20 protein-coding genes are annotated in these 20,500 nt (G+C 59.0%); 13 read left to right on the forward strand and 7 right to left on the reverse strand.

What is annotated here, in order from left to right; genetic code table 11:
- Window positions 1-61: 61 nt before the first annotated feature.
- Window positions 62-301, forward strand: a complete 240-nt coding sequence (locus ACR0K4_RS03935) for an HP1242/YdcH family protein (protein WP_480517184.1) — start codon at window positions 62-64, stop codon at window positions 299-301.
- 72 nt (window positions 302-373) lie between these two features.
- Here the strand turns inward: ACR0K4_RS03935 and ACR0K4_RS03940 are convergent, their stop codons facing one another.
- The gene (locus ACR0K4_RS03940; RefSeq protein ID WP_480517182.1) at window positions 374-1,774 is read right to left on the reverse strand and encodes a helix-turn-helix domain-containing protein; all 1,401 of its coding nucleotides are present in this window, start codon (window positions 1,772-1,774) and stop codon (window positions 374-376) included.
- 64 nt (window positions 1,775-1,838) lie between these two features.
- A complete protein-coding gene (locus ACR0K4_RS03945) occupies window positions 1,839-3,044 on the reverse strand; it encodes a multidrug effflux MFS transporter (protein WP_480852894.1) in 1,206 nt (401 codons plus the stop codon).
- Between the two features lie 182 nt (window positions 3,045-3,226).
- On the opposite strand from ACR0K4_RS03945, the gene ACR0K4_RS03950 reads away from it, so the two are divergent.
- From ACR0K4_RS03950 to ACR0K4_RS03960, 3 genes are all read left to right on the forward strand, one after another.
- Window positions 3,227-4,759: an acyl-CoA carboxylase subunit beta gene (locus tag ACR0K4_RS03950; protein ID WP_480517178.1), complete on the forward strand. Its 1,533-nt coding sequence runs from the start codon at window positions 3,227-3,229 to the stop codon at window positions 4,757-4,759.
- 110 nt (window positions 4,760-4,869) lie between these two features.
- A complete protein-coding gene (locus tag ACR0K4_RS03955) occupies window positions 4,870-5,355 on the forward strand; it encodes a DUF6497 family protein (RefSeq protein ID WP_480852896.1) in 486 nt (161 codons plus the stop codon).
- Between the two features lie 121 nt (window positions 5,356-5,476).
- Window positions 5,477-5,830, forward strand: a complete 354-nt coding sequence (locus ACR0K4_RS03960; protein WP_480517174.1) for a hypothetical protein — start codon at window positions 5,477-5,479, stop codon at window positions 5,828-5,830.
- A gap of 86 nt (window positions 5,831-5,916) precedes the next feature.
- Here ACR0K4_RS03960 and ACR0K4_RS03965 read toward each other — a convergent pair whose 3' ends face one another.
- Window positions 5,917-7,068 carry a DcaP family trimeric outer membrane transporter gene (locus ACR0K4_RS03965; RefSeq protein ID WP_480852898.1) on the reverse strand — a complete coding sequence of 384 codons (1,152 nt, stop codon included), beginning with the start codon at window positions 7,066-7,068 and terminating at the stop codon, window positions 5,917-5,919.
- A 54-nt stretch (window positions 7,069-7,122) separates the two neighbouring features.
- On the opposite strand from ACR0K4_RS03965, the gene ACR0K4_RS03970 reads away from it, so the two are divergent.
- Window positions 7,123-8,055 carry a hypothetical protein gene (locus tag ACR0K4_RS03970; protein ID WP_480852900.1) on the forward strand — a complete coding sequence of 311 codons (933 nt, stop codon included), beginning with the start codon at window positions 7,123-7,125 and terminating at the stop codon, window positions 8,053-8,055.
- Window positions 8,037-10,082, forward strand: coding sequence for an acetyl-CoA carboxylase biotin carboxylase subunit (locus tag ACR0K4_RS03975; protein WP_480852902.1), 2,046 nt, complete (start codon window positions 8,037-8,039; stop codon window positions 10,080-10,082). Before ACR0K4_RS03970 ends, ACR0K4_RS03975 begins: the two co-directional genes overlap by 19 nt.
- Window positions 10,083-10,158: 76 nt before the next feature.
- Here the strand turns inward: ACR0K4_RS03975 and ACR0K4_RS03980 are convergent, their stop codons facing one another.
- The gene (locus ACR0K4_RS03980; protein ID WP_480517166.1) at window positions 10,159-10,605 is read right to left on the reverse strand and encodes a DUF4174 domain-containing protein; all 447 of its coding nucleotides are present in this window, start codon (window positions 10,603-10,605) and stop codon (window positions 10,159-10,161) included.
- Between the two features lie 159 nt (window positions 10,606-10,764).
- On the opposite strand from ACR0K4_RS03980, the gene ACR0K4_RS03985 reads away from it, so the two are divergent.
- The 7 genes from ACR0K4_RS03985 to ACR0K4_RS04015 all read left to right on the forward strand — a co-directional run bounded on the left by ACR0K4_RS03985 (window position 10,765) and on the right by ACR0K4_RS04015 (window position 17,081).
- Window positions 10,765-11,580 carry a hypothetical protein gene (locus ACR0K4_RS03985; RefSeq protein ID WP_480852904.1) on the forward strand — a complete coding sequence of 272 codons (816 nt, stop codon included), beginning with the start codon at window positions 10,765-10,767 and terminating at the stop codon, window positions 11,578-11,580.
- A complete protein-coding gene (scpA, locus tag ACR0K4_RS03990) occupies window positions 11,577-13,703 on the forward strand; it encodes a methylmalonyl-CoA mutase (protein ID WP_480517162.1) in 2,127 nt (708 codons plus the stop codon). The genes ACR0K4_RS03985 and scpA overlap by 4 nt, the downstream gene beginning before the upstream one ends.
- Before the next feature lie 137 nt (window positions 13,704-13,840).
- Window positions 13,841-14,443 carry a VOC family protein gene (locus tag ACR0K4_RS03995; RefSeq protein ID WP_480852906.1) on the forward strand — a complete coding sequence of 201 codons (603 nt, stop codon included), beginning with the start codon at window positions 13,841-13,843 and terminating at the stop codon, window positions 14,441-14,443.
- Complete coding sequence (locus tag ACR0K4_RS04000; protein WP_480852907.1) at window positions 14,440-14,928, forward strand: N-acetyltransferase family protein; 489 nt, start codon at window positions 14,440-14,442, stop codon at window positions 14,926-14,928. The genes ACR0K4_RS03995 and ACR0K4_RS04000 overlap by 4 nt, the downstream gene beginning before the upstream one ends.
- 45 nt (window positions 14,929-14,973) lie before the next feature.
- Window positions 14,974-15,654, forward strand: coding sequence for a TerB family tellurite resistance protein (locus ACR0K4_RS04005; RefSeq protein WP_480517156.1), 681 nt, complete (start codon window positions 14,974-14,976; stop codon window positions 15,652-15,654).
- Between the two features lie 4 nt (window positions 15,655-15,658).
- Entirely contained in the window at window positions 15,659-16,672 is a 1,014-nt protein-coding gene (locus tag ACR0K4_RS04010) for an endonuclease/exonuclease/phosphatase family protein (RefSeq protein WP_480517154.1), read from the forward strand.
- Between the two features lie 37 nt (window positions 16,673-16,709).
- Entirely contained in the window at window positions 16,710-17,081 is a 372-nt protein-coding gene (locus tag ACR0K4_RS04015; protein WP_480852909.1) for a hypothetical protein, read from the forward strand.
- Here ACR0K4_RS04015 and ACR0K4_RS04020 read toward each other — a convergent pair whose 3' ends face one another.
- From ACR0K4_RS04020 to ACR0K4_RS04030, 3 genes are read right to left on the reverse strand one after another with little or no spacing between them, the layout of a single operon-like run.
- Window positions 17,082-18,626 carry a Ppx/GppA family phosphatase gene (locus ACR0K4_RS04020; protein ID WP_480852911.1) on the reverse strand — a complete coding sequence of 515 codons (1,545 nt, stop codon included), beginning with the start codon at window positions 18,624-18,626 and terminating at the stop codon, window positions 17,082-17,084. It abuts the gene before it with no gap.
- A gap of 49 nt (window positions 18,627-18,675) precedes the next feature.
- Window positions 18,676-19,365 (reverse strand): P-loop NTPase family protein, encoded by a 690-nt coding sequence (locus tag ACR0K4_RS04025; RefSeq protein WP_480852913.1) that lies wholly within the window; start codon window positions 19,363-19,365, stop codon window positions 18,676-18,678.
- Window positions 19,366-20,439 carry an AI-2E family transporter gene (locus ACR0K4_RS04030; RefSeq protein ID WP_480852915.1) on the reverse strand — a complete coding sequence of 358 codons (1,074 nt, stop codon included), beginning with the start codon at window positions 20,437-20,439 and terminating at the stop codon, window positions 19,366-19,368.
- Window positions 20,440-20,500 lie beyond the last annotated feature (61 nt).

Genomic DNA, 20,500 nt, shown 5'->3' on the forward strand with positions numbered 1-20,500 from the left:
AGCGGTATTTGCCCGACAGGTTTAATTCTGGCTTGCAACAACGCATCAAGGAGCAAACCGGATGTCCCACACCCCGCATGAACTGGCCGAAGAGTTTCCCGAAAAGGTCGAATTGATGAGCCAGCTCAAGCAAACCGATGCCCATTTTGCCCGGCTGGCGGATGAATATCACGAGGTCAACCGTATCGTCCATCGGGCCGAAACCAATGTCGCGCCGATGGAAGAACTGGCCGAAGTGGAATTGCGCAAGAAACGCGCGGTTCTGAAAGATGCGATATGGGCGATCCTGTCTAAAAGCTGAGGCTTCGGCGGGGGCTCTGCCCCCGTCGCGGCAGGCCGCGACTCCCCCGAGGTATTTTTGAACAGAAGAAGATCAGGTTACTTCGTAAGGAAGGGTGCCACGTTTGTGCGCGTCGATTTTCAATCGGCGTTCTAGCGGTGGAACCGAGCGCTGGTGGCAGGTTTGTCTTTCGCAGATGCGGCAGGAAATCCCGATGGGTTCAAAGGCAGTGGCATTGGTGATGTCGAGGTTGTCGGCATAGACCAGTGCCTCGGCATGGCGGATTTCGCAGCCCAGCGCAATGGCGTAGCGGCGCGTGGGTGCGCCGAAGGACCCGCCTGATTTGGATACGTCGCACGCGAGCGAGATGTAGCGCACGCCATCGGGTGTTTCCGCAAGCTGCTGCAGGAAATGGCCGGGTGTTTCGAAGGCGCGGTGGACATTCCACAAGGGGCAGGCCCCGCCGAAGCGGGCGAATTGCAAACGCGTAGCCGAGTGGCGTTTGGTGATCGTCCCTGCCTGATCGACCCGGACAAAGAAGAACGGGATGCCTTTGGCCCCGGGGCGTTGCAGCGTGGACAGGCGATGCGCCACCTGTTCGATGGAGGCGCCAAAGCGATTGCTCAGTAATTCCAGATCATGCCGACAATCCTGCGCCGCGCCGAGGAAGGTGCTGTAGGGCATCAGCGACGCACCGGCAAAGTAGTTGGCCAGGCCGATTTTTGCGATTGACCGGGCTTCTTCCGTTTGAAATCTGGCAAAATCCAAAGTTGCCTCAAGCAGTTTGTCCTGGCTGAGAAGCGCCACCTGCAACAAGAGTTGAAAGACTTGGGTTTGCGGCGCGGTGCGGGAAGAAAGCCGCAGAGTTTTGTCTGTCGCATTATAAATGCGAAAGGTTTCGGTGTCGGAAAACGTGACGTGTATCCCCCGTTCGGACAAACTCTTCAATGCGGCCTGGCGGATGCCTCCGGCCTCTTCGGCGCGCATGGCAAAACGTTCCGCGGCACGGTCCACCGCGTCGATGTAGTTGTCGCAATAGTGGAAGAAATCGCGGACCTCCTCCCAGGGGCTCGCCTGAATGCGGGCGTCCTCGCGCCCCAGTGCTTCATCCAGAGATGCCAGTCGTTCATGGGTCTGGCGATAGGCTTTGTGCAGCTCGATAAAGGCTCGGGCCAGTGCGGGCGCGTTGGATGCGGTCAGCCTGAGATCGGCAAGGGGGGGCATGGCGTCGGCAAAAACCGGATCAGCCAATGCCTCGCGCATGTCGGACACCAGACGCTCGCTGTCGCCGGTGCTAAGTTCTGTGACGTCCATTCCGAACTCTTGCGCGAGCGCCAGAACAACGGTGGTCGAGATTGGACGGTTGTTGTTCTCCATCTGGTTCAGATAGGGCAGGGAGACGCCCAGTTTGGACGCAAACTCTTTTTGCGTCAAGGTCAGGCGCGTGCGCATTTCACGGAGTTTTGCGCCGGCATAGAGCTTTTGAGTGGCCATGGCATTTCTTTGCAGATTTACTTGCTGATTAGGCTAACTTTGCAAAGCCACGGGTGCAAGCGGACTAAAGGCCCAATTGGCGCTCGCGCCAGATGACGCTGCTGATGGCGAATATCGCGAGGCCAGCGGTTGCCAGCATCAGCCACAATAGAGGCATGGCTCCGGATTCCAGTGTCAGCAAGGCTCCGGCCCAGGCGCTGAGGGCTGCGCCTCCGCCCAGCATGATCGCGCCACTGAGCCCTGAGGCGGTGGCCGCCAGATGTGGTCGGACGGACAGAGAGCCAGCTGTTGCGTTCGGAATGGACATGCCGTTGCCCAATCCGACAAAAGTCATCAACCCGAAGAAGCTGAGCGCTGTGCCCATGCCGAGCAGAAAGAGCAAAGCCGAGAGGGCGACGCCAGAGGCGTTCAGTATGCATCCCCACAGCACCATGCGATTGACTCCGAAGCGGACAGAGAAACGCCCGCTGATGAAATTGCCAAAGAAATATCCGACGGCGGGTGCGCCAAAGTAAATACCCACCTCGGCGGCCGTCATGCCGAAGATTTCTGTGCCGATGAAAGGCGCGCCACCCAGATAAGCAAAAAAGGCACCAGACGACATGCCGGAGGACATCGAATACCCCCAGAACCGGGGTGAGGTCAGCAACTCGGGATATTCACGAAACTGCTGGAACAAGCTTTTTCCGCTGGCGGCGGCGGTTTCGCCGAAATCCCGGTAGGTCAGGTACAGGGTCAAGGCTGCCAGGATGAACGGAAGCCAGAAATTGGCCTTCCACCCAAAGGCTTCCTCAAGAATCCCGCCGATGGCAGGCCCGATCATAGGAACGATGGCCATGCCCATGGTCACATATCCGATCATCGAGGCGGCCTGATCCTGATCATACATATCCCGAACGGCCGCCCGGCTGAGCACGATACCCACTACGATCACAGCCTGAAACATCCGAAAGGCCAGAAAAGTCTCGACATTTGGGGCATAGATGCAGCCCAGGGTGGCAAGCAGGAACAACCCCAGACCCCACAGCAGAACCGGCCTGCGCCCGGCCTTGTCAGCCAGCGGTCCGATCAGAATCTGCAGTACGGCATTGACCAACAGGTACAGCGCAATCGACAGCTGCATGGTTTTGTAGTCAGTTTCGAAATACGTCGCCATAAAGGGCAGGCTGGGCAGGTACAGGTTCATGCTGAGCGCCGACAGGCCCGACAGCAACACGAGCGTTGCAAGTGTCGGCGGTGTGCGATGGGTTGATGCCGGGCTGAACTGCATGGTTCACAATTATAGCCCACCCCGGAGAAATACCATGCACAGGCGGCGATTGTCGTGTTAATTAACAAATTTGCAGTTTTATAAATTAATCTCGAAAGGTATTTGCAAATTTGCTGAATATTTCTTTGGCTCAGCCTGCGCTGCGGCTAAGGTCTGGCAAAATTTCAAAGGGGACTACCGTCATGAAAGACATCCTTTCCGAACTTGAAGATCGCCGGAACAATGCGCGTCTGGGTGGCGGGCAACGGCGGATCGATGCTCAGCACACCCGTGGCAAACTGACGGCGCGCGAGCGGATCGAACTGCTGGTGGACGAAGGCAGCTTTGAAGAATTCGACATGTTTGTCAGCCATCGCTGCACGGATTTCGGCATGGAAAACCAAAAGCCTGCAGGGGACGGCGTGGTCACCGGGTGGGGAACCATCAATGGGCGTATGGTCTATGTGTTCAGTCAGGATTTCACTGTATTCGGCGGCTCGCTGTCGGAAACCCACGCGCAGAAGATCTGCAAGATCATGGATATGGCGATCCAGAACGGCGCGCCGGTGATCGGAATCAACGACTCGGGCGGGGCGCGGATTCAGGAAGGTGTGGCCTCGCTTGCCGGGTATGCCGAAGTGTTCCAACGCAATATTATGGCGTCCGGCGTGGTGCCGCAGATCAGCGTCATCATGGGGCCGTGTGCGGGCGGAGCGGTTTACAGCCCGGCGATGACCGACTTTATCTTTATGGTCAAAGACACGTCTTACATGTTCGTGACGGGCCCGGATGTGGTCAAAACCGTTACCAACGAGGTCGTCACAGCCGAAGAACTGGGCGGGGCCTCGACCCATACCAAAAAGTCCTCGGTTGCCGATGGAGCGTTTGAAAACGATGTCGAGGCTTTGGCCGAAGTCCGCCGTCTGGTTGATTTCCTGCCTCTCAACAACCGCGAAAAGCCACCAGTACGGCCATTTTTTGATGAGCCCGATCGGGTCGAAACCTCGCTGGACACGCTGATCCCGGAAAATCCGAACTCACCTTACGACATGAAGGAACTCATCACCAAGATCGCGGATGAGGGGGATTTCTACGAGATTCAGGAAGATTACGCCAAGAACATCATCACCGGATTTGTCCGTCTTGAAGGGCAGACGGTTGGGGTCGTCGCCAATCAGCCGATGGTCCTGGCGGGTTGTCTGGATATTGACAGCAGCCGCAAAGCCGCGCGGTTCGTCCGCTTTTGCGACTGTTTCGAAATCCCGATCCTGACGCTGGTCGATGTGCCGGGCTTTTTGCCTGGCACCAGTCAGGAATATGGCGGGGTGATCAAGCACGGCGCGAAGCTGTTGTTTGCCTATGGCGAAGCGACTGTACCGAAGGTCACGGTGATCACCCGTAAAGCTTATGGCGGTGCCTATGATGTGATGGCATCCAAACACCTGCGCGGGGATTTCAACTATGCCTGGCCAACGGCCGAGATCGCGGTAATGGGCGCTAAGGGCGCGACCGAGATCATCCATCGTGCCGATTTGGCCGATGCCGAAAAAATCGCGCAGCACACGCAGGATTACGAAGACCGGTTCGCCAACCCGTTCGTTGCCGCTGAGCGTGGGTTCATCGATGAGGTGATCATGCCGCAATCGACCCGCCGCCGTGTGTCGCGCGCCTTTGCCAGCCTGCGCAACAAGCAGCTCAAGAACCCGTGGAAAAAGCACGACAACATCCCGCTTTAACCAGGCGGTGTCGGACGCAGTCATGCTTGAGGTGACCTGAACGCTGGTTTTCAGGACGCCTCGGGCGGGGCGGGCGCAGGCAAATTTGACTTTGAGGCCGGAACTGATAAATGCGCTTAGCAATCGGACATAGAGTTGCGCAGGCCCATAGCCAGGCGCGCGCGACCCCGGAGAGAGGAGCTTGCCTTTGGCAGGTCCGGGGTCGCGCCTTGATTCTGGCCGTTCTGGGCTGCAGCTCACCCGCATTTGCCGAAACCGAGAACCTTCTGCCCGTGCCGTCTGGCCAGCCTGTTCATCTGAATGAGGTCCTGCTGGACACCAATCCCGGTGAGCTTTGGATCAGGTTTCGGTTTGTTGCACCCAAGATCGGTTCAACCACGGGCTATATCGGGCACGATATTGCAACCGTTGATATGGCGCATCTGTGCGAAAGCCTGGCTGTCGCCTATGTTGCCAAATACGAGCTGGACCCGGCACGCGTCATCATTTCCTTTTCGGATCGTGCGGTCGAATTCGGACAATCCTCGCCCGACGCTACACAGTTTTTCGAAGCCTACCGGCTGGAGCAATCTCAATGCATTTGGGAGGAATTCTGATGGCTTTTGCACCTCGTGAAAGGGGTTTGCCCGCCACCCGCTTTGACAAAGGGACGCGTCGTTTGGTCCGCAATACCAGCACCGCTTTTCTCGGACATCACACCAGTGACAAGGAGCCGACATGCTGAAGCATCGCGGATTTCCCGGACGCCTGGCCGGCACCGATTTTCAATTCACCATCCGGCGCGCCAACCCCAAGGGCGTCACACCCCTGACCCGACGCGAGCGGTTTCGGGATCGCAAGCCCGCCGATCGTCGTGCGGACGCGGCCTTTATCGAAGCGCTGTGGCAGCATTTCGGGGATCAGCCTTTTGAGCGCGGCAATCTGGATGCCGGACGCCTGAGCTGGTTTTTCGAGCGCGAAGTCGTACCTGCCGAAGACCCGTTCGATCCGGCCAGCTATGATGCGCTGCTGGTGATCGATGTCACGACGGCGCGCGTTTCATTTCCTGAAATTTTCGATGGGGTACGCTGAACGTGGGCCCGGTCGTTGCATATACGCAACCTGCAACCGGACATGGGGTGATCCCGCCCTGTGTCGGGCGGGATCGGTTTTATGCATCAGAAGTTCAGCTGAGCCGCCAACTGAATACGGCTGGCGTCGAAATCCTGCCCCGAAGGAGAATCGTTCCGTTCGCCATAAATGTATTCGGCGCTCAGTGTCAGGCTGTCAGTCGCCTGGTAGAACGCGTTGACGTGGATCGTCTCAAGCTCGGTGAAGGCCAGTGTGCCGGTCGAGGTCGGCAGGTCGTAGTCTTCGTAACCGTAGGCGATACCCACGTTCCATTTGGGCGTCAGTTGCTGGCGCAGTTCGACTGTGAAGCCGTCCACATCGTTGGCTTCGCCACCGACGACAGCATCACCCAGGCCGATCAGCCAGGGGCCAAGGGCCTCACCGGTCACGTAGTTGACCTGGAACAGGCCGCCTTCCCACAGACGAGCCGAGCCCGACAGGGTCAGACCAGTCTGGTCCACTTCATCTCCGCCACCTTCGGCTTTACCGTACAGCAACGCGCCGCGGGCGATGTACTTGCCGTCATTATATTCGGCGGATGCGGTAAAGACTGGATCTTCCGAATTCGAGCCGCTGACGTTTTCCTCGATGGCGATGGCAAACTCGGTGTTGGCCCCAAACGAGTTGGTGTAGCGAACCTGCGGAACACGCGCAAAGGCGATACCCACCGGGCCGTTGAATTCGACCGAGGTCGGGTAGGTGTCGAGCGGCTGGAAGTTGGTCCAGAACTGACCGATCAGCCATTCATCACCAATCCGGATGTTGGCATGACGCAGGCGGAATTCGGCATTGCCGTCTGCTGCGAACAGGTCAACCTCGATCTGGCCGCGAATGTCGCCGATGCCGCTGGGCGTGCTGGTGTTCAAACCGATACGCGACTGACGAACCGTGGCGCCAAACGAACCGGAGGTTGCGTTCGCGGGTTCACCAACGACGTTAACGAACGCCGTGTCGCCCTGGTCAAAGTCGAAATCATAAAAGAAGTCGGCCTTGACGTATCCATAGACGTCCAAAGTCGTGTTCCCGACTGTCAGATCACCCGTCCCGGAACCGGGTGTGGACGCTTCGAGCGCCTCAACCCGGGCTCGCAGCGCGTCAAGCTCCGCTTGTGTCTGTGCATCTTGCGCCAAGGCAGGCAAGCCAGTCGCGCAAAGCGCGCTGGCAGCAAGCAGGCGAGCGTATTTACCCTTTTTTTTCATGAGGATAGTCCCTTGTGTGCGATATTGCACGGCCAAGGTTTCACGCAAACGTTAATGAGTGAAATCACCAATTTGAGAGAAATCGAGCGAGGAATCTCAAGTATTCGTGTGAATTTGCACATCCAAATTCACGGGCCGGTGAAACTGGTGAATAAAACGCTGAAAAGAAGCCGTTTTTCTATCCCGACACGAATTCCAGGCCGTGAAGTGGGCTTTGCTGGAAGTCTCGAATTGAGAGGGAAATGTAACAGCAACGTGACGGTTTCAGTAGCGGCTGTGAACGCTCGTGTGCCGTTTCTCGTCGGCGCAAATTTGCGCGGGATTCCGCCGTTTTGGCGGGTTTTAGCCGGAAATCACATCGGAAACAATGCATGGTTGGCGCGGGGAATTGTGCAATGCAGACTGAGCGGGCTGCGTGGCTCTGTTTTGCCTGCGTCGCGCATGCACCTACTATTCCGTACCCCTTCCTTGCGCGGGCAGGCTTGTGTTGATCACATCGTCCTGTCCGCGTTTTTCTGTTCTAAGCGGTGGAAAAAGCAGCAGAAACTCGCGCACTCGGCGATTTTTGTGCCTTTGTTATTGCATAACAATGACCGCTTGATGCATGTCGCGGCAGAGGCATCAAGAAACCTGAAGGGGCAGAACACATGCGAATTTCGAAACTCTTCCTTGCCATATCGGTCTGCGCAGGCTTGGCGGCCTGTGGCAACAGCACGGGCGAACAGGCCATCCTTGGCGGCGGCGCGGGCGCGGTTGGGGCGGCGGTCCTCAGCGCCGATCCGCTGTTTGGCGCGGCAGTCGGCGCGGCCGGCAATGTGCTGTATTGCAAGACGCAAGGTAACTGCCGGTAACTCTGAGTTTATCGGGGCGGACACCGCCCAAACTGTCATCGCGCATCACGCCGTCGTGGGGTCATCGCCCTGCGGCGGCGTTTTGCGTTTCCAGAACTTCAAGACAAAGGACGTTCCATGTTCAACAAGATCCTGATCGCCAACCGGGGCGAGATCGCCTGCCGGGTCATCAAGACCGCCCGCAAAATGGGTATCGGCACCGTCGCAATCTATTCGGATGCGGACAAGAACGCGCTGCATGTCTCGATGGCAGATGAGGCGGTGCATATCGGCCCGCCGCCCGCGAATCAGTCGTATATCGTGATCGACAAGGTGATGGACGCCATCCGCCAAAGCGGCGCGCAGGCGGTGCATCCCGGCTATGGCTTCTTGTCCGAGAATTCGAAATTTGCCGAGGCGCTGGATGCCGAAGGCGTCGCCTTTGTTGGTCCGCCTGTCGGTGCGATTGAAAGCATGGGTGACAAGATCACCTCGAAGAAGATCGCGCAGGATGCAGGGGTTTCGACCGTGCCCGGCTATATGGGGCTGATCGAGGATGCGGAAGAGGCCGTGAAAATCTCCAACGACATCGGTTATCCCGTGATGATCAAGGCCAGCGCTGGGGGTGGCGGCAAGGGGATGCGGATCGCGTGGAACGATGACGAAGCGCGCGAGGGGTTCCAGTCGTCCAAGAACGAGGCCGCGAATTCCTTTGGCGATGACCGGATTTTCATCGAGAAATTCGTCACCCAGCCGCGCCACATTGAAATTCAGGTGCTGTGCGACAGCCACGGCAACGGTATCTATTTGGGCGAGCGCGAATGCTCGATCCAGCGCCGGAACCAGAAGGTTGTGGAAGAGGCGCCGTCGCCGTTCCTTGATCCCGAGACCCGCAAGGCGATGGGAGAACAGGCGGTCGCCTTGGCCAAGGCGGTGAACTATGCCAGCGCCGGGACGGTCGAGTTCATCGTGGATGGGGAAAAGAACTTCTACTTCCTTGAGATGAACACCCGCCTTCAGGTGGAACACCCGGTGACCGAGTTGATCACCGGTGTTGATCTGGTCGAACAGATGATCCGCGTCGCCGCTGGTGAAAAACTGACCATCACACAGGACGATGTGACCCTGACCGGTTGGGCCATCGAAAACCGTCTCTATGCCGAGGACCCGTATCGTGGCTTCCTGCCCTCAATCGGTCGCCTGACCCGCTATCGCCCGCCGCAGGAAACTGCCGCTGGCCCAATGCTGGTCAATGGCAAATGGCAGGGCGATGCGCCCGAAGGGCCTGCGGCGGTGCGCAACGATACCGGCGTCTATGAGGGCGGCGAGATCAGCATGTATTACGACCCGATGATTGCCAAGCTCTGCACATGGGCCCCGACCCGTGATCAGGCGATCGAAGCGATGCGCGTGGCGCTGGACAGTTTTGAGGTCGAAGGCATCGGTCACAACCTGCCCTTCCTGTCGGCGGTGATGGACCATCCGATTTTCATCAAGGGCGACATGACCACCGCCTTCATCGCCGAGGAATATCCCGATGGGTTTGAGGGCGTCGAATTGCCCGAGGGTAACCTGCGCCGCATCGCGGCCTCGTGCGCGGCCATGCACCGGGTTGCCGAGATTCGCCGGACCCGCGTGTCGGGTCGGATGGACAATCACGAACGCAAGGTGGGCTCGGACTGGGTTGTGACCTTGCAGGGGCAGGAGTTTGAGGTCGGAGTGGACGCGGATCGCGATGGATCGACCGTGACGTTTTCCGACGGCACCGCGACGCGCGTGACCTCGGACTGGACACCGGGGGATCAGCTGGCGGTTCTGGATGTAGATGGCAGCCCGCTGGTCCTGAAGGTGGGCAAGGTTTCGGGGGGGTTCCGCATCCGCAACCGGGGTGCGGATATGAAAGTGCACGTGCGCACCCCACGTCAGGCGGAGCTGGCAAGATTGATGCCGGAAAAACTGCCCCCCGACACCTCGAAAATGCTGCTTTGTCCGATGCCCGGTCTGATCGTGAAGGTTGACGTTGAAGTGGGCCAGGAAGTGCAGGAAGGGCAGGCGCTGTGCACCGTCGAGGCGATGAAGATGGAAAACATCCTGCGCGCCGAAAAGAAAGGCACTGTGTCCAAGATCAACGCGGCACCGGGCGACAGTTTGGCCGTCGATGATGTGATCATGGAATTCGAGTGACCATGACCGCGTTTTCGTCATATCTTGTTGGGTCTCTGGCGATAGACGCCGGAGGCTCAATACGTGGCGGAAATGTTCAGCCGCCTTGGCGCCGTTCGCGGATCTCGCGTTCGCGCAGGGGGGTCTTGTCGATTGACCTGCCAATCTCGCGCACGCTCCAGGGCGAGGGTTTGCGCAGTTTGACCACGCCATCCTTGTCGACAAACACCATCTGGAAACCACGCGGGCGTAATTGCGACCGAATCGGGGATCGCGCGGCCGGGTCAGTATCGGTCAGCACGATCACGTCACGGTCCCGCATCGCCTCTTCGCCCTGCAAAAGCATGTCGATCTGCTGCTGGAAACGTGGGTCAGCGGGGGTATCGGCAAAGACAACAATGGGGCGGCTGACCCACAGAAACTCGCTCAACTCGCTATCCCCCGCAGGGCGTACAAATGCATCCTCGGCTGGTGCAGCGCCATCTGCAGCCAGTGCGGCCAGTGGCATAAGTGACGAGAAAATAATGCCAATCAAGCGTGTCATGAGGTCTCCTGTCACGTTGAATATAGCCCCTGTGCTGATGAATGCGACATGCGATTTGCAGGTGGGCTTCAAAAATATGCGTGCGGAAGCGACAGCCATGGACCCAGGCGCAGTTAGGCGCGCAGATTGCACCTGCCCTCGACACAATGGGGTGCGCAGATGGAAGTGATCCTGCATTGCGGCGCGCATCGCTGCGCGACCACCAGTTTCCAGAAATACCTGAGCACCAATGCACAGGCGTTGAAAGCACAGGGTGTGGCGTTTTGGGGGCCGCCGCGTACTCGAAAAAATGGTCTGAACAGTCTCGATCAGCTGACACCTGACATCCGGTCGGCGCTGCAGAAAGAATTGGATGAATGCGCGCGATCAGGGGCCACACAACTTCTGATCAGTCAGGAAAACTTTGTGGGCTCGATGCAGCGCAACGTTGGTTATGCCCGCCTTTACCCCAGCGTTGAGGAGCGTGGACAAATCTTGGCGTGTGCATTTGCAGGCCGGGTGACAAGAATCGCTCTGAACATCCGGGCGCTGGACAGTTATTGGACATCAGTTGCGGCCTATCTGCACAAACGAGGCGGCGCGCCGATCGATCCCGCACGCTGGACGCGCATAGCAAATTCCCGACGCAGTTGGCGCAACGTGATTACCGAGCTGGGTCGTGCGTTTCCCGACGTGCCTCTGCTTGTACTGCCGTTTGAAGAATTCGCAGGACATCCGCAGACGCAACTTGAGATGCTTTTGAACCGTCCCGTCACTGGCCGCGATGATAGTGCGTCGTTGAACGGCGCGCCCGAGCCTGCGCCTCATGGTCTGAATCCTGCGCAGGTGATGAAGCTGTGGGCGGGTTATGCCGATGATCTGGCCTGGCTTGCAGCGGGTGCTGATGGGGTGGCCGAACTGATGTGCAATACAAAAACCGAAGATTGCGGGTTTGCGCCCGCCGAAGTCCGAATGGAACAAAGGAAACCGACATGACCGATACGAAGGATTGGCGCGCGCTGGCTGAGAAAGAGCTGCGCGGACGCCCGTTGGGCGATCTGACCAAAGAGACGCTGGAAGGCATCGATGTCAAACCGCTTTATACGCAGGAAGACACCGCCGATCTGCCGCATATGGGATCGTTGCCGGGGTTTGGTCCGTTCACACGCGGGGTTAAGGCCACGATGTATGCGGGGCGTCCGTGGACGATCCGTCAGTATGCGGGCTTTTCCACGGCCGAGGAATCGAACGCCTTCTACCGCCGCAATCTGGCCGCCGGTCAGCAGGGCGTGTCAGTCGCCTTCGATCTGGCGACCCATCGGGGTTATGACAGCGACCATCCCCGTGTTGTCGGCGATGTGGGCAAGGCCGGTGTGGCTATTGACAGTGTTGAGGACATGAAAATCCTGTTTGACGGTATCCCGCTGGACAAGGTCTCGGTCTCGATGACGATGAACGGCGCAGTGATCCCGATTCTGGCAAGCTTCATTGTAGCGGGCGAAGAGCAGGGCCATGACAAATCGGTTCTGTCGGGCACCATTCAGAATGACATTCTGAAAGAATTCATGGTGCGCAACACCTATATCTACCCGCCTGAACCATCAATGAAGATCATCTCGGACATTATCGATTACACCTCGAACGAGATGCCCAAGTTCAATTCGATCTCAATCTCGGGCTATCACATGCAAGAGGCCGGGGCGAACCTTGTGCAGGAGCTGGCCTATACGCTGGCGGACGGGCGCGAATACGTGCGCGCCGCGACACAGGCCGGGATGGATGTGGACAAGTTCGCGGGGCGGTTGTCGTTCTTCTTTGCCATCGGCATGAATTTCTTCATGGAAATCGCCAAGCTGCGCGCCGCGCGTACCTTGTGGCATCGGGTGATGACGGATTTCGGGGCGAAGTCCGAACGGTCCAAGATGTTGCGGACGCATTGCCAGACCTCGGGCGTCAGCTTGCAGGAACAGGACCCCTATAACAATGTGATCCGCACCGCCTATGAAGCGATGAGCGCGGTTCTGGGTGGCACGCAAAGCCTGCACACCAACGCTCTGGACGAGGCGATTGCCCTGCCCACCGATTTCTCGGCCCGCATCGCGCGGAACACGCAGCTGGTGCTACAGGAAGAGACCGGTGTGACTGACGTGGTCGATCCGCTGGCGGGCTCTTATTACATCGAAAGCCTGACCAATGAACTGGTCGAAAAAGCCTGGGCCTTGATGGAAGAGGTCGAGGAGATGGGCGGCATGACCAAGGCGGTTGCCAGCGGAATGCCCAAGCTGCGGATCGAAGAAAGCGCGGCCCGTCGTCAGGCGATGATCGACCGTGGTGACGAAGTGATCGTTGGCGTCAACAAATACCGCAAGGAACAGGAAGACCCGATCGACATTCTGGACGTCGACAATGTCGCGGTGCGTGAGGCGCAGGTGGCGCGGTTGGAACGCATCCGCGCGACCCGGGACGAAGCTGCATGTCAGGCTGCACTTGACGCGCTGACCACCACCGCCCGCGAGGGTGGCAACCTGCTGGCCGCTGCTGTCGAAGCAGCTCGCGCCCGCGCATCCGTAGGAGAGATCAGCATGGCAATGGAGAAAGAATTCGGCCGCCACCGCGCCGAGGTGAAAACGCTGGCCGGTGTCTATGGCGCGGCGTATGAGGGCGACGAAGGGTTTGCCGCCATTCAGAAATCCATCGAGGATTTCGCCGAAGCCGAAGGCCGCCGCCCGCGTCTGCTGGTGGTCAAGATGGGTCAGGATGGGCATGACCGTGGGGCCAAGGTCATCGCGACCGCTTTTGCCGATATCGGCTTTGACGTGGATGTCGGTCCCTTGTTCCAGACCCCGGCTGAGGCCGCGCAGGATGCGGTGGACAATGACGTTCATGTCATCGGGATCTCGTCTCAGGCGGCAGGGCACAAGACGCTGGCACCTCAACTGGTCGAAGAGCTGAAGAAGGCAGAAGCCGAGGACATCATCGTGATCTGCGGTGGCGTCATCCCGCAGCAGGATTATCAGTTCCTGTATGATCATGGGGTCAAGGCGATCTTTGGTCCGGGGACGAACATTCCCGAGGCGGCTCAGGATATTCTGGGCCTCATTGGCGCGGCGCGGGCGTAAGGCGGGCAGGGGGCTGTCTGCCCCCTCTTTGCCTGACGGCAAATTCACCCCCGAAGGTATTTTCAAACAGAAGAAGGGCGCGGCTTGGGCTTGCGCCCTTTTTTGCGGCGGGTAGGCTGCCGGGAATGGAGGACGCGATGGAATTGGATCATATTGCTGTGGCAGGGACCACTTTGGACGAGGCTACGGCGCATGTTGAAGAGGCGCTTGGCGTTCGGCTGCAGGCTGGCGGCAAGCATGAGACATTCGGTACGCATAACCGTTTGTTGGGCCTGCAAGACGGGTTGTATCTGGAAGCGATTGCCATTGATCCTGAGGCACCGAACCCCGAGCGTACCCGGTGGTTCGATCTGGATCGGTTCGAGGGGGCACCGCGCCTGACCAACTGGATTTGCCGGGTTACGGATATCGAGGCCGCGTTGTCTGTCTTTCCGGACGGCGTCGGGCATCCTATCGATCTGACGCGGGGCGCTTTGCGGTGGCGTATGGCGGTGCCGCCGAATGGTCGGCTACCGTTCGACAACCTGTTTCCGGCGCTTATTCAGTGGCAGGGGGATCTGCATCCCGCCCGGATGTTGCAGGATAGCGGATGCGGGCTGCGCCGGCTTGTTGTTTTCCATCCCGATGCTTTGGATTTGGCAGCCCAGTTCGGCGCATTGGAGCGCGTGGTATTCGACACCGGACCAGCCGCGTTGCGGGCTGAGTTCGATACGCCGCATGGTCCGCGAGTTCTGGAATGATCATCCGACAGGCAAGTGCTGGGGATGCGGACGCGATCGCCCGGATCACCAATCAGATCATACGGGAAACTCTGGTCACCTTTACGACGGAAGAACGCTCGGTTGACAGTATCGGTCTAGATATCAAAGCGCGGGGGGCCGCGTTTCTGGTGGCCGAGGATGCCGGTCGGGTTGTGGGGTTTGCATCTTATGGGCCGTTCAGGTCAGGACCGGGTTATGCGCAATGCCGCGAACATTCGATCCAACTGATGCCTGTGGCGCGAGGGCAGGGTGCGGGCCGTGCTTTGATGACCGATTTGGAAGACATCGCGCGGCGTGAGGCCGTACATGTGCTTGTGGCAGGCATCTCCTCGGCCAATCCGGCGGCGGTGGGCTTTCATGCAGCGATGGGGTTCAGCAAGGTTGGTCATTTGCCTGAAGTTGGCGTGAAATGGGGCAAACGGTTGGATCTTGTGCTGATGCAGAAAATTCTTGGGCCGGAGTGATTGGTCGCACCTGACAGTCGGTCTTTACGGCGTTAGGGTGCCCCTATGTCGATCTGGACCCGAATATCCGATGCGTTGAGTGCGCTTGCCCAGGGCGAAAGCCTGGCCGCCGTTTTTGAGAAGCTGCGGACACCTCCGGAACGCTCGGTCGCGTTTGCGATTGCAGTGATTGCGCTGGGTGCGAAAATGGCCAAGGCCGATGGGCAAGTGACGCGCGACGAAGTCACTGCCTTTCGCGAGGTCTTTCAGATCGCCCAGGAGGACGAGGCAGGCGCGGCGCGCGTCTTTGATATGGCCCGCACGGATGTGGCCGGGTACGATGACTATGCCCGCAAGATCGCCCGCATGTTTGCCGATGACAGCACCACCTTGTGCGATCTGATGGAAGGTCTGTTTCACATCGCCATGGCGGACGGGTTCTATCATCCGAATGAAAACCAGTTTCTGGAGGAGGTCAGCCGTATTTTCGGCCAGACCGATGCCCAGTTTCAGGCGCTTCGCGCTCGGTTTGTACCGGATGCGCCCAAAGACCCTTATACGGTTCTGGGAGTGCCACGTGACATGGCGCTGCCCGATATCCGCAAGGTCTGGCGACAATTGGTGCGCGATACACACCCCGATTCGATGATGGCAAGGGGCGTACCGGAAGAGGCGATCCGTCTGGCGGAAAAGAAGATGATCGACATCAACCGCGCCTGGGATGAAATAAAGGGCGCGCAGGCCTGACGGGATGCGGCTGGCGACCTACAATATCGAATGGTTCGCCAACCTGTTTGATCGCGAGGATCGGTTGATTGCGGATGACAGCTGGTCAGGTCGGCGTGATGTCACGAAACTTCAACAACTTGAGGCGATTGCCAAGGTTCTGACCGCCCTTGACGCGGATGCAGTTCTGGTGGTCGAAGCGCCCAATACAGGAAAAACACAGAATACAGTGCGGGCTTTGCAGCGCTTTGCCGACGCGTTTGATCTGAGGACCTCTCATGCGGTTATGGGGTTTGCCAATGACACGCATCAGGAACTGGCGTTGCTTTTTGATCCGACCAGCCTGACCGCGCGGCATGTTCCGGTGGGCGAAGCGACCTCGGACGCAGGCAGCCCGGATGCGCCGCGATTTGACGGAACATTTCGGATTGATCTGGACGTCGACGCGAAGGAGGACCTGGTTCGGTTCTCGAAGCCACCGCTGGAACTGGCGGTCGAGACAGCCTCGGGGACGGCGTTTCGACTGATCGGGGCGCATCTGAAGTCCAAGGCTCCGCATGGTGCGGCATCGCGGGACGAGGCGATACGGATTTCGATCGCCAACCGGCGTAAACAACTGGCGCAAGCCGTTTGGCTGGCGCGCCGGGTCGGGGGGCATATTGCCGTAAAAGACCCAGTGATCTTGATGGGAGATCTGAATGATGGGCCAGGCCTGGATGAGTTCGAGCATTTGTTCGGACGCTCATCGGTCGAAATCTTGTTGCAGGCGGGGCTCTATGATCCGCATGCCGCTCGTGCGTTCGGGCCGCGCCCGAGGTCACTGCCGGCAACAGCCCGATTCGCCAAGCCGGAAGAGGGCCGGTTTCTGGAAGCGCTGCTGGACTACATCATGATCACCGAAGATTTGCGGGGCCGTTTGCCGAAATGGCGCATCTGGCATCCGTTTCGCGATGCCGCCTGTTGGTCGAACCCTGAATTGCGTGATGCGCTTTTGATGGCTTCGGATCATTTTCCTGTCACGCTGGACATTGATCTGTGACCTTTCAACGCTGTTGCACGTGCCTTATATTCAACCCATGCGACATGTTCTGATCCTGTGCGCGGCCTGTGCCGTGACCGCATTCCCTGCCCAAGCGCAGGACGACTCGGGAAAATCCCTGATGGAGCGGGGGGCCGAGTTGTTTCTGGAAGGGCTGCGTCAGGAGATGGCGCCGACCTTGGAGGATTTGCAAGACCTGGCCGATCAATTTGGCCCGGCAATGCAGTCTTTCATCAAAGAGATGGGTCCCGCGCTGGCCGATCTGGCGGCTCAGGTGCAGGATTGGAGCCGCTACGCGGCCCCCGAGATGTTGCCCAATGGCGATATCATCATCCGCAAGAAACCTCTGCCGGAAACGCCAGATGACCCAGATACGGCAGAAACGCCCGACGGGTACACTGATATCTGATCAGCCGCGGATAATAACGCGGGGTTCGGATTTCAACGCGGTGGCAAGAGAGTTGAACCGGGCCTCGGCCACCTCGTTGAACAAGGGTTTTGCGGCTTTGGGCAGGCGCAGTTCCAGCGCGTGTTTCTTCGGGTAGAATCTGAGCGATCCCATGGGGGCGTCGCTTTGCATCCACAGCATGGCTCCGAATCGCATGGCCTTGCCCAAGATTTCGGCCTGGGTCTGCCCGCGCTCGTCCAGCAACTCGTAAAGACCGGCAAACCGGGCGCCCTCGCGCTTGTTACGATAGCGATGTTGGAGGGCAAGGCCGATAAAGACACGTTCAGAGTGCTTCAGCCCGCTCATATTGGCCCGGGTGACGTTCTCAAAACACACTTCGGCACGATAATCGGGATGCGCGCGCCAGCTGACATCGTGCAGCAGACATGCTGCCTTTATCAGCCGAACTTTTTGCGGCGGGGCGGACTTGAACAAGGGCATCACGAAATCGAACAGATGTTTGCCAAAGCCTGGCAATCTGGCGTCCTTGGCCTCGGCAAAGCGGCTGGCTTCGATCAGCGGATCGCGGTCGCGCAGATGTTGCGGCATCTGCTGGTACAAAAGGCCTTCGCGGATACCATAGCTTGAAATTGCGATATCCTTGGGTTTGAACGTTCGGATCAGGCGCGAAAGAACGTCCATCGCGTAAGGGATCAGCGCCATGCGTGAACCCGAGACCCCCGCCTGACTGCGCAGTTTGTCCGGGTCGCTTTGCTCGATAAACTTGATGGTTTCCTGCACCTGCTTATGCGACATTCGGTATTCGTGCAGAACGTTTAGTGGATAGTCCCGTCGCAGCATGTCGATACGCGCAAAGGCGCGCCAGCTGCCACCAACCAGAAACAGTCGGTCACGTTGCGGGCCCAATTGGTCCCGCATATCTTCCAAAGTCTTCTTGATATGCGCCTTGCGCGCCCGGCGACCGCCCTTGATGTCCCGCAGTTTCAGGGGCCCGAGAGGCGAGGTCATGCGGCGGCCCACCTCGCCGTCTCCGATCTCGGCCAACTCGACCGAAGACCCGCCGATATCGCAGATCAGGCCATAAGCGCCGGGCCAGCCCAGCAACACGCCTTGTGCAGACAGGCGCGCCTCTTCTTCTCCATTGACGACGTTGATCGCCAGGCCGGTTTCGGCCTGAACCTGATCGCAGAATTCCGGGCCGTCCTGCGCTTCACGCACTGCCGCAGTGGCTACGGCGTGCAGGGCCGGAAGGCCGATATCGCGGGCCAGGAATTGAAATCGCTGGATCGCGGCCAGCGCGCGTTCGCGTCCGCGCGGGTTCAGCCGCCCGGTTTCCGAGAGACCGGCCCCCAACTCGCACATGACCTTTTCGTTGTAGAAATAGGCGGGTGACCGCGCGGCCCCGTCAAAGATGACCATGCGGACCGAGTTCGATCCCACATCCACGACACCAACCCGCGACAAGGCCCGCGCACCGGGATCGTCGACCAGCGGTTTTCCGAAGGGCCCATAGTCATGGGGTTTCGTCTGGATGGTCTGTTCCATGTGGCTTCCAGTTACTTGTGGCTCAGGATGCGCAATGAAAGATGCCCGGTCAATCGCCGCGAGCGGAATTGGTGGGCGACGTCTTCAGAACGCGAACAGCGAGGGCGCGGGTGATGTCTCGTTTCTCGGTTAGCGCCAATCGGTCAAGTTGGCCGACCACCGCTGCGGCAGTTTCAAAACTGCGCTCCATGTGTTTCACCAGATAGGCGATGACATCGGGGGGCGGACTAAGCTGGCGGTCCAGAAACAGTTTCGCCAGAACAGCGCCCAACAGCGCATCATCGGGTCCATCCAGCGCAACATGATGCGCACCATCGACCCGGCTTTGCAGATCGGCCAGAGGCAGATGCCAAAGGTTCGGAGAGGCGCGCCCCGTCATCAGCAGTGCATGCCTTTCGGCAAGCACCAGATTGTGCAGGTGAAACAGGGTTTTCTGCTTCTCGGTGTCAGATGCGATCAACGGTACGTCTTCGACGGCAACGGGTCCACGGACCAGATCGGGTACATCCTCGTGTCGCAGTGTCGCCGCCTGCACGATCCGCCCACCGGTTTCAGCGGCCCAGACATGAGCCAGATGCGTCTTGCCTGAACCTGCGGGCCCACTGAGCACCAGCTTGTTGCCGGGCCACGACGTGGCCGAGATCATCGCCACAGCCAGCGCGTTTGCGGGTGAGACAAAGAAATCTTCGCGCCCCAATGCGGTTTTTGAAGGCAGATCAAAGCTCAGCTGGGTGGGCATTTATTCGCTGTCCTGCTGCGAGCCTTCCAAGCCGGTGTAAAGCCGGCTGCCAAGGTATTGCGAAGTCGCAAACCGCGCCAGAACACCTAAGGCGGCGGCGACAGGCACCGCGACCAGCATGCCGACAAACCCGAACAGTGCGCCAAACACTGACAGCGCCAGCAGCAACCAAACCGGATGCAGGCCGACTGAACTGCCGACCAGCTTCGGGGTCAGGAGGTTGCCCTCGGTCACCTGCCCGATAACAAAGATGCCCGCGACCATGCCGACATGTGCCCAGTCGCCCCAGAACTGGAACAGCGCCAGCCCGATGGCCAGCGTGCCCCCGATCAGCGCGCCCAGATACGGGATGAAGGTCACCAGCCCGGCGATGAAGCCGACGATCAGGCCGAATTGCAGCCCGACCAGCATCAGCGCCACGGCATAATAGGTACCGAGGATCAGGCAGACCGTGCCCATGCCGCGCACGAATGAGGCCAGAACAGCGTCGATCTCACCGGCCAGCCGCTTGATCGTGGGGGCGTGATCGCGGGGCAGCAGCTCTCCGATGCGGGTGATCATACGGTCCCAGTCCATCAGCATGTAGACCGCGACAACCGGCACGATGACCAACAATACCACCAGGTTGATCGCTGATCCGAGCGAGGCCAGGACGCCTTGCAGAACGTCTCCGGTTTTGGATTTCAGCGTATCTCCGAAAGAGACCAGCATCTGATGCGTGTTGGATTCGCGGTCCAAGAGCGATGGGAACTGTGTTTCAACAAAGGTGCGTAATTGTTTGAAGAGGCTTGGCAGGATGTCGATCAGGTCCAGCAACTGGGTGATCAGCGCAGGCACCACCATCAGGATCATTAGAACAAAGCCCAGCACACCGACGACCGTGATGATCCCGGTTGCAGCCATGCGCGAAAGGCCCAGCCGTTCCAGGCGGTCGGCCACAGGGTCGAGGAAATAGGCGATGGCCCCACCGATCACAAAGGGCAACAGAACGTCACCCAGCAGGTACAGAAGCACCACAAAGACCGCGGCAGTGACGCCCCAATATCGAAGCTGGTCCTTTACCGGCAAGGCCATGGCGCATTCCCTTGTTGCACAGCGTTGCCGTGTTCTTGGCCCATGATGTCCCGCGATGCAA

The organism is Ruegeria sp. K11 (genome assembly GCF_056531905.1).

Bases quoted from the DNA above. Each gene is read 5' to 3' on its own strand.
- ACR0K4_RS03955 (WP_480852896.1), top strand. From the start codon at position 4,870: ATGCGCTTAGCAATCGGACATAGAGTTGCGCAGGCCCATAGCCAGGCG.
- ACR0K4_RS03980 (WP_480517166.1), bottom strand. From the start codon at position 10,605: ATGACACGCTTGATTGGCATTATTTTCTCGTCACTTATGCCACTGGCC.
- ACR0K4_RS03935 (WP_480517184.1), top strand. From the start codon at position 62: ATGTCCCACACCCCGCATGAACTGGCCGAAGAGTTTCCCGAAAAGGTC.
- ACR0K4_RS03950 (WP_480517178.1), top strand. From the start codon at position 3,227: ATGAAAGACATCCTTTCCGAACTTGAAGATCGCCGGAACAATGCGCGT.
- ACR0K4_RS03960 (WP_480517174.1), top strand. From the start codon at position 5,477: ATGCTGAAGCATCGCGGATTTCCCGGACGCCTGGCCGGCACCGATTTT.
- ACR0K4_RS04000 (WP_480852907.1), top strand. From the start codon at position 14,440: ATGATCATCCGACAGGCAAGTGCTGGGGATGCGGACGCGATCGCCCGG.
- ACR0K4_RS03985 (WP_480852904.1), top strand. From the start codon at position 10,765: ATGGAAGTGATCCTGCATTGCGGCGCGCATCGCTGCGCGACCACCAGT.
- ACR0K4_RS03975 (WP_480852902.1), top strand. From the start codon at position 8,037: ATGTTCAACAAGATCCTGATCGCCAACCGGGGCGAGATCGCCTGCCGG.
- scpA (WP_480517162.1), top strand. From the start codon at position 11,577: ATGACCGATACGAAGGATTGGCGCGCGCTGGCTGAGAAAGAGCTGCGC.
- ACR0K4_RS03940 (WP_480517182.1), bottom strand. From the start codon at position 1,774: ATGGCCACTCAAAAGCTCTATGCCGGCGCAAAACTCCGTGAAATGCGC.
- ACR0K4_RS04020 (WP_480852911.1), bottom strand. From the start codon at position 18,626: ATGGAACAGACCATCCAGACGAAACCCCATGACTATGGGCCCTTCGGA.
- ACR0K4_RS04010 (WP_480517154.1), top strand. From the start codon at position 15,659: ATGCGGCTGGCGACCTACAATATCGAATGGTTCGCCAACCTGTTTGAT.
- ACR0K4_RS04030 (WP_480852915.1), bottom strand. From the start codon at position 20,439: ATGGCCTTGCCGGTAAAGGACCAGCTTCGATATTGGGGCGTCACTGCC.
- ACR0K4_RS04005 (WP_480517156.1), top strand. From the start codon at position 14,974: ATGTCGATCTGGACCCGAATATCCGATGCGTTGAGTGCGCTTGCCCAG.
- ACR0K4_RS03995 (WP_480852906.1), top strand. From the start codon at position 13,841: ATGGAATTGGATCATATTGCTGTGGCAGGGACCACTTTGGACGAGGCT.
- ACR0K4_RS04015 (WP_480852909.1), top strand. From the start codon at position 16,710: ATGCGACATGTTCTGATCCTGTGCGCGGCCTGTGCCGTGACCGCATTC.
- ACR0K4_RS03965 (WP_480852898.1), bottom strand. From the start codon at position 7,068: ATGAAAAAAAAGGGTAAATACGCTCGCCTGCTTGCTGCCAGCGCGCTT.
- ACR0K4_RS04025 (WP_480852913.1), bottom strand. From the start codon at position 19,365: ATGCCCACCCAGCTGAGCTTTGATCTGCCTTCAAAAACCGCATTGGGG.
- ACR0K4_RS03945 (WP_480852894.1), bottom strand. From the start codon at position 3,044: ATGCAGTTCAGCCCGGCATCAACCCATCGCACACCGCCGACACTTGCA.
- ACR0K4_RS03970 (WP_480852900.1), top strand. From the start codon at position 7,123: ATGAGTGAAATCACCAATTTGAGAGAAATCGAGCGAGGAATCTCAAGT.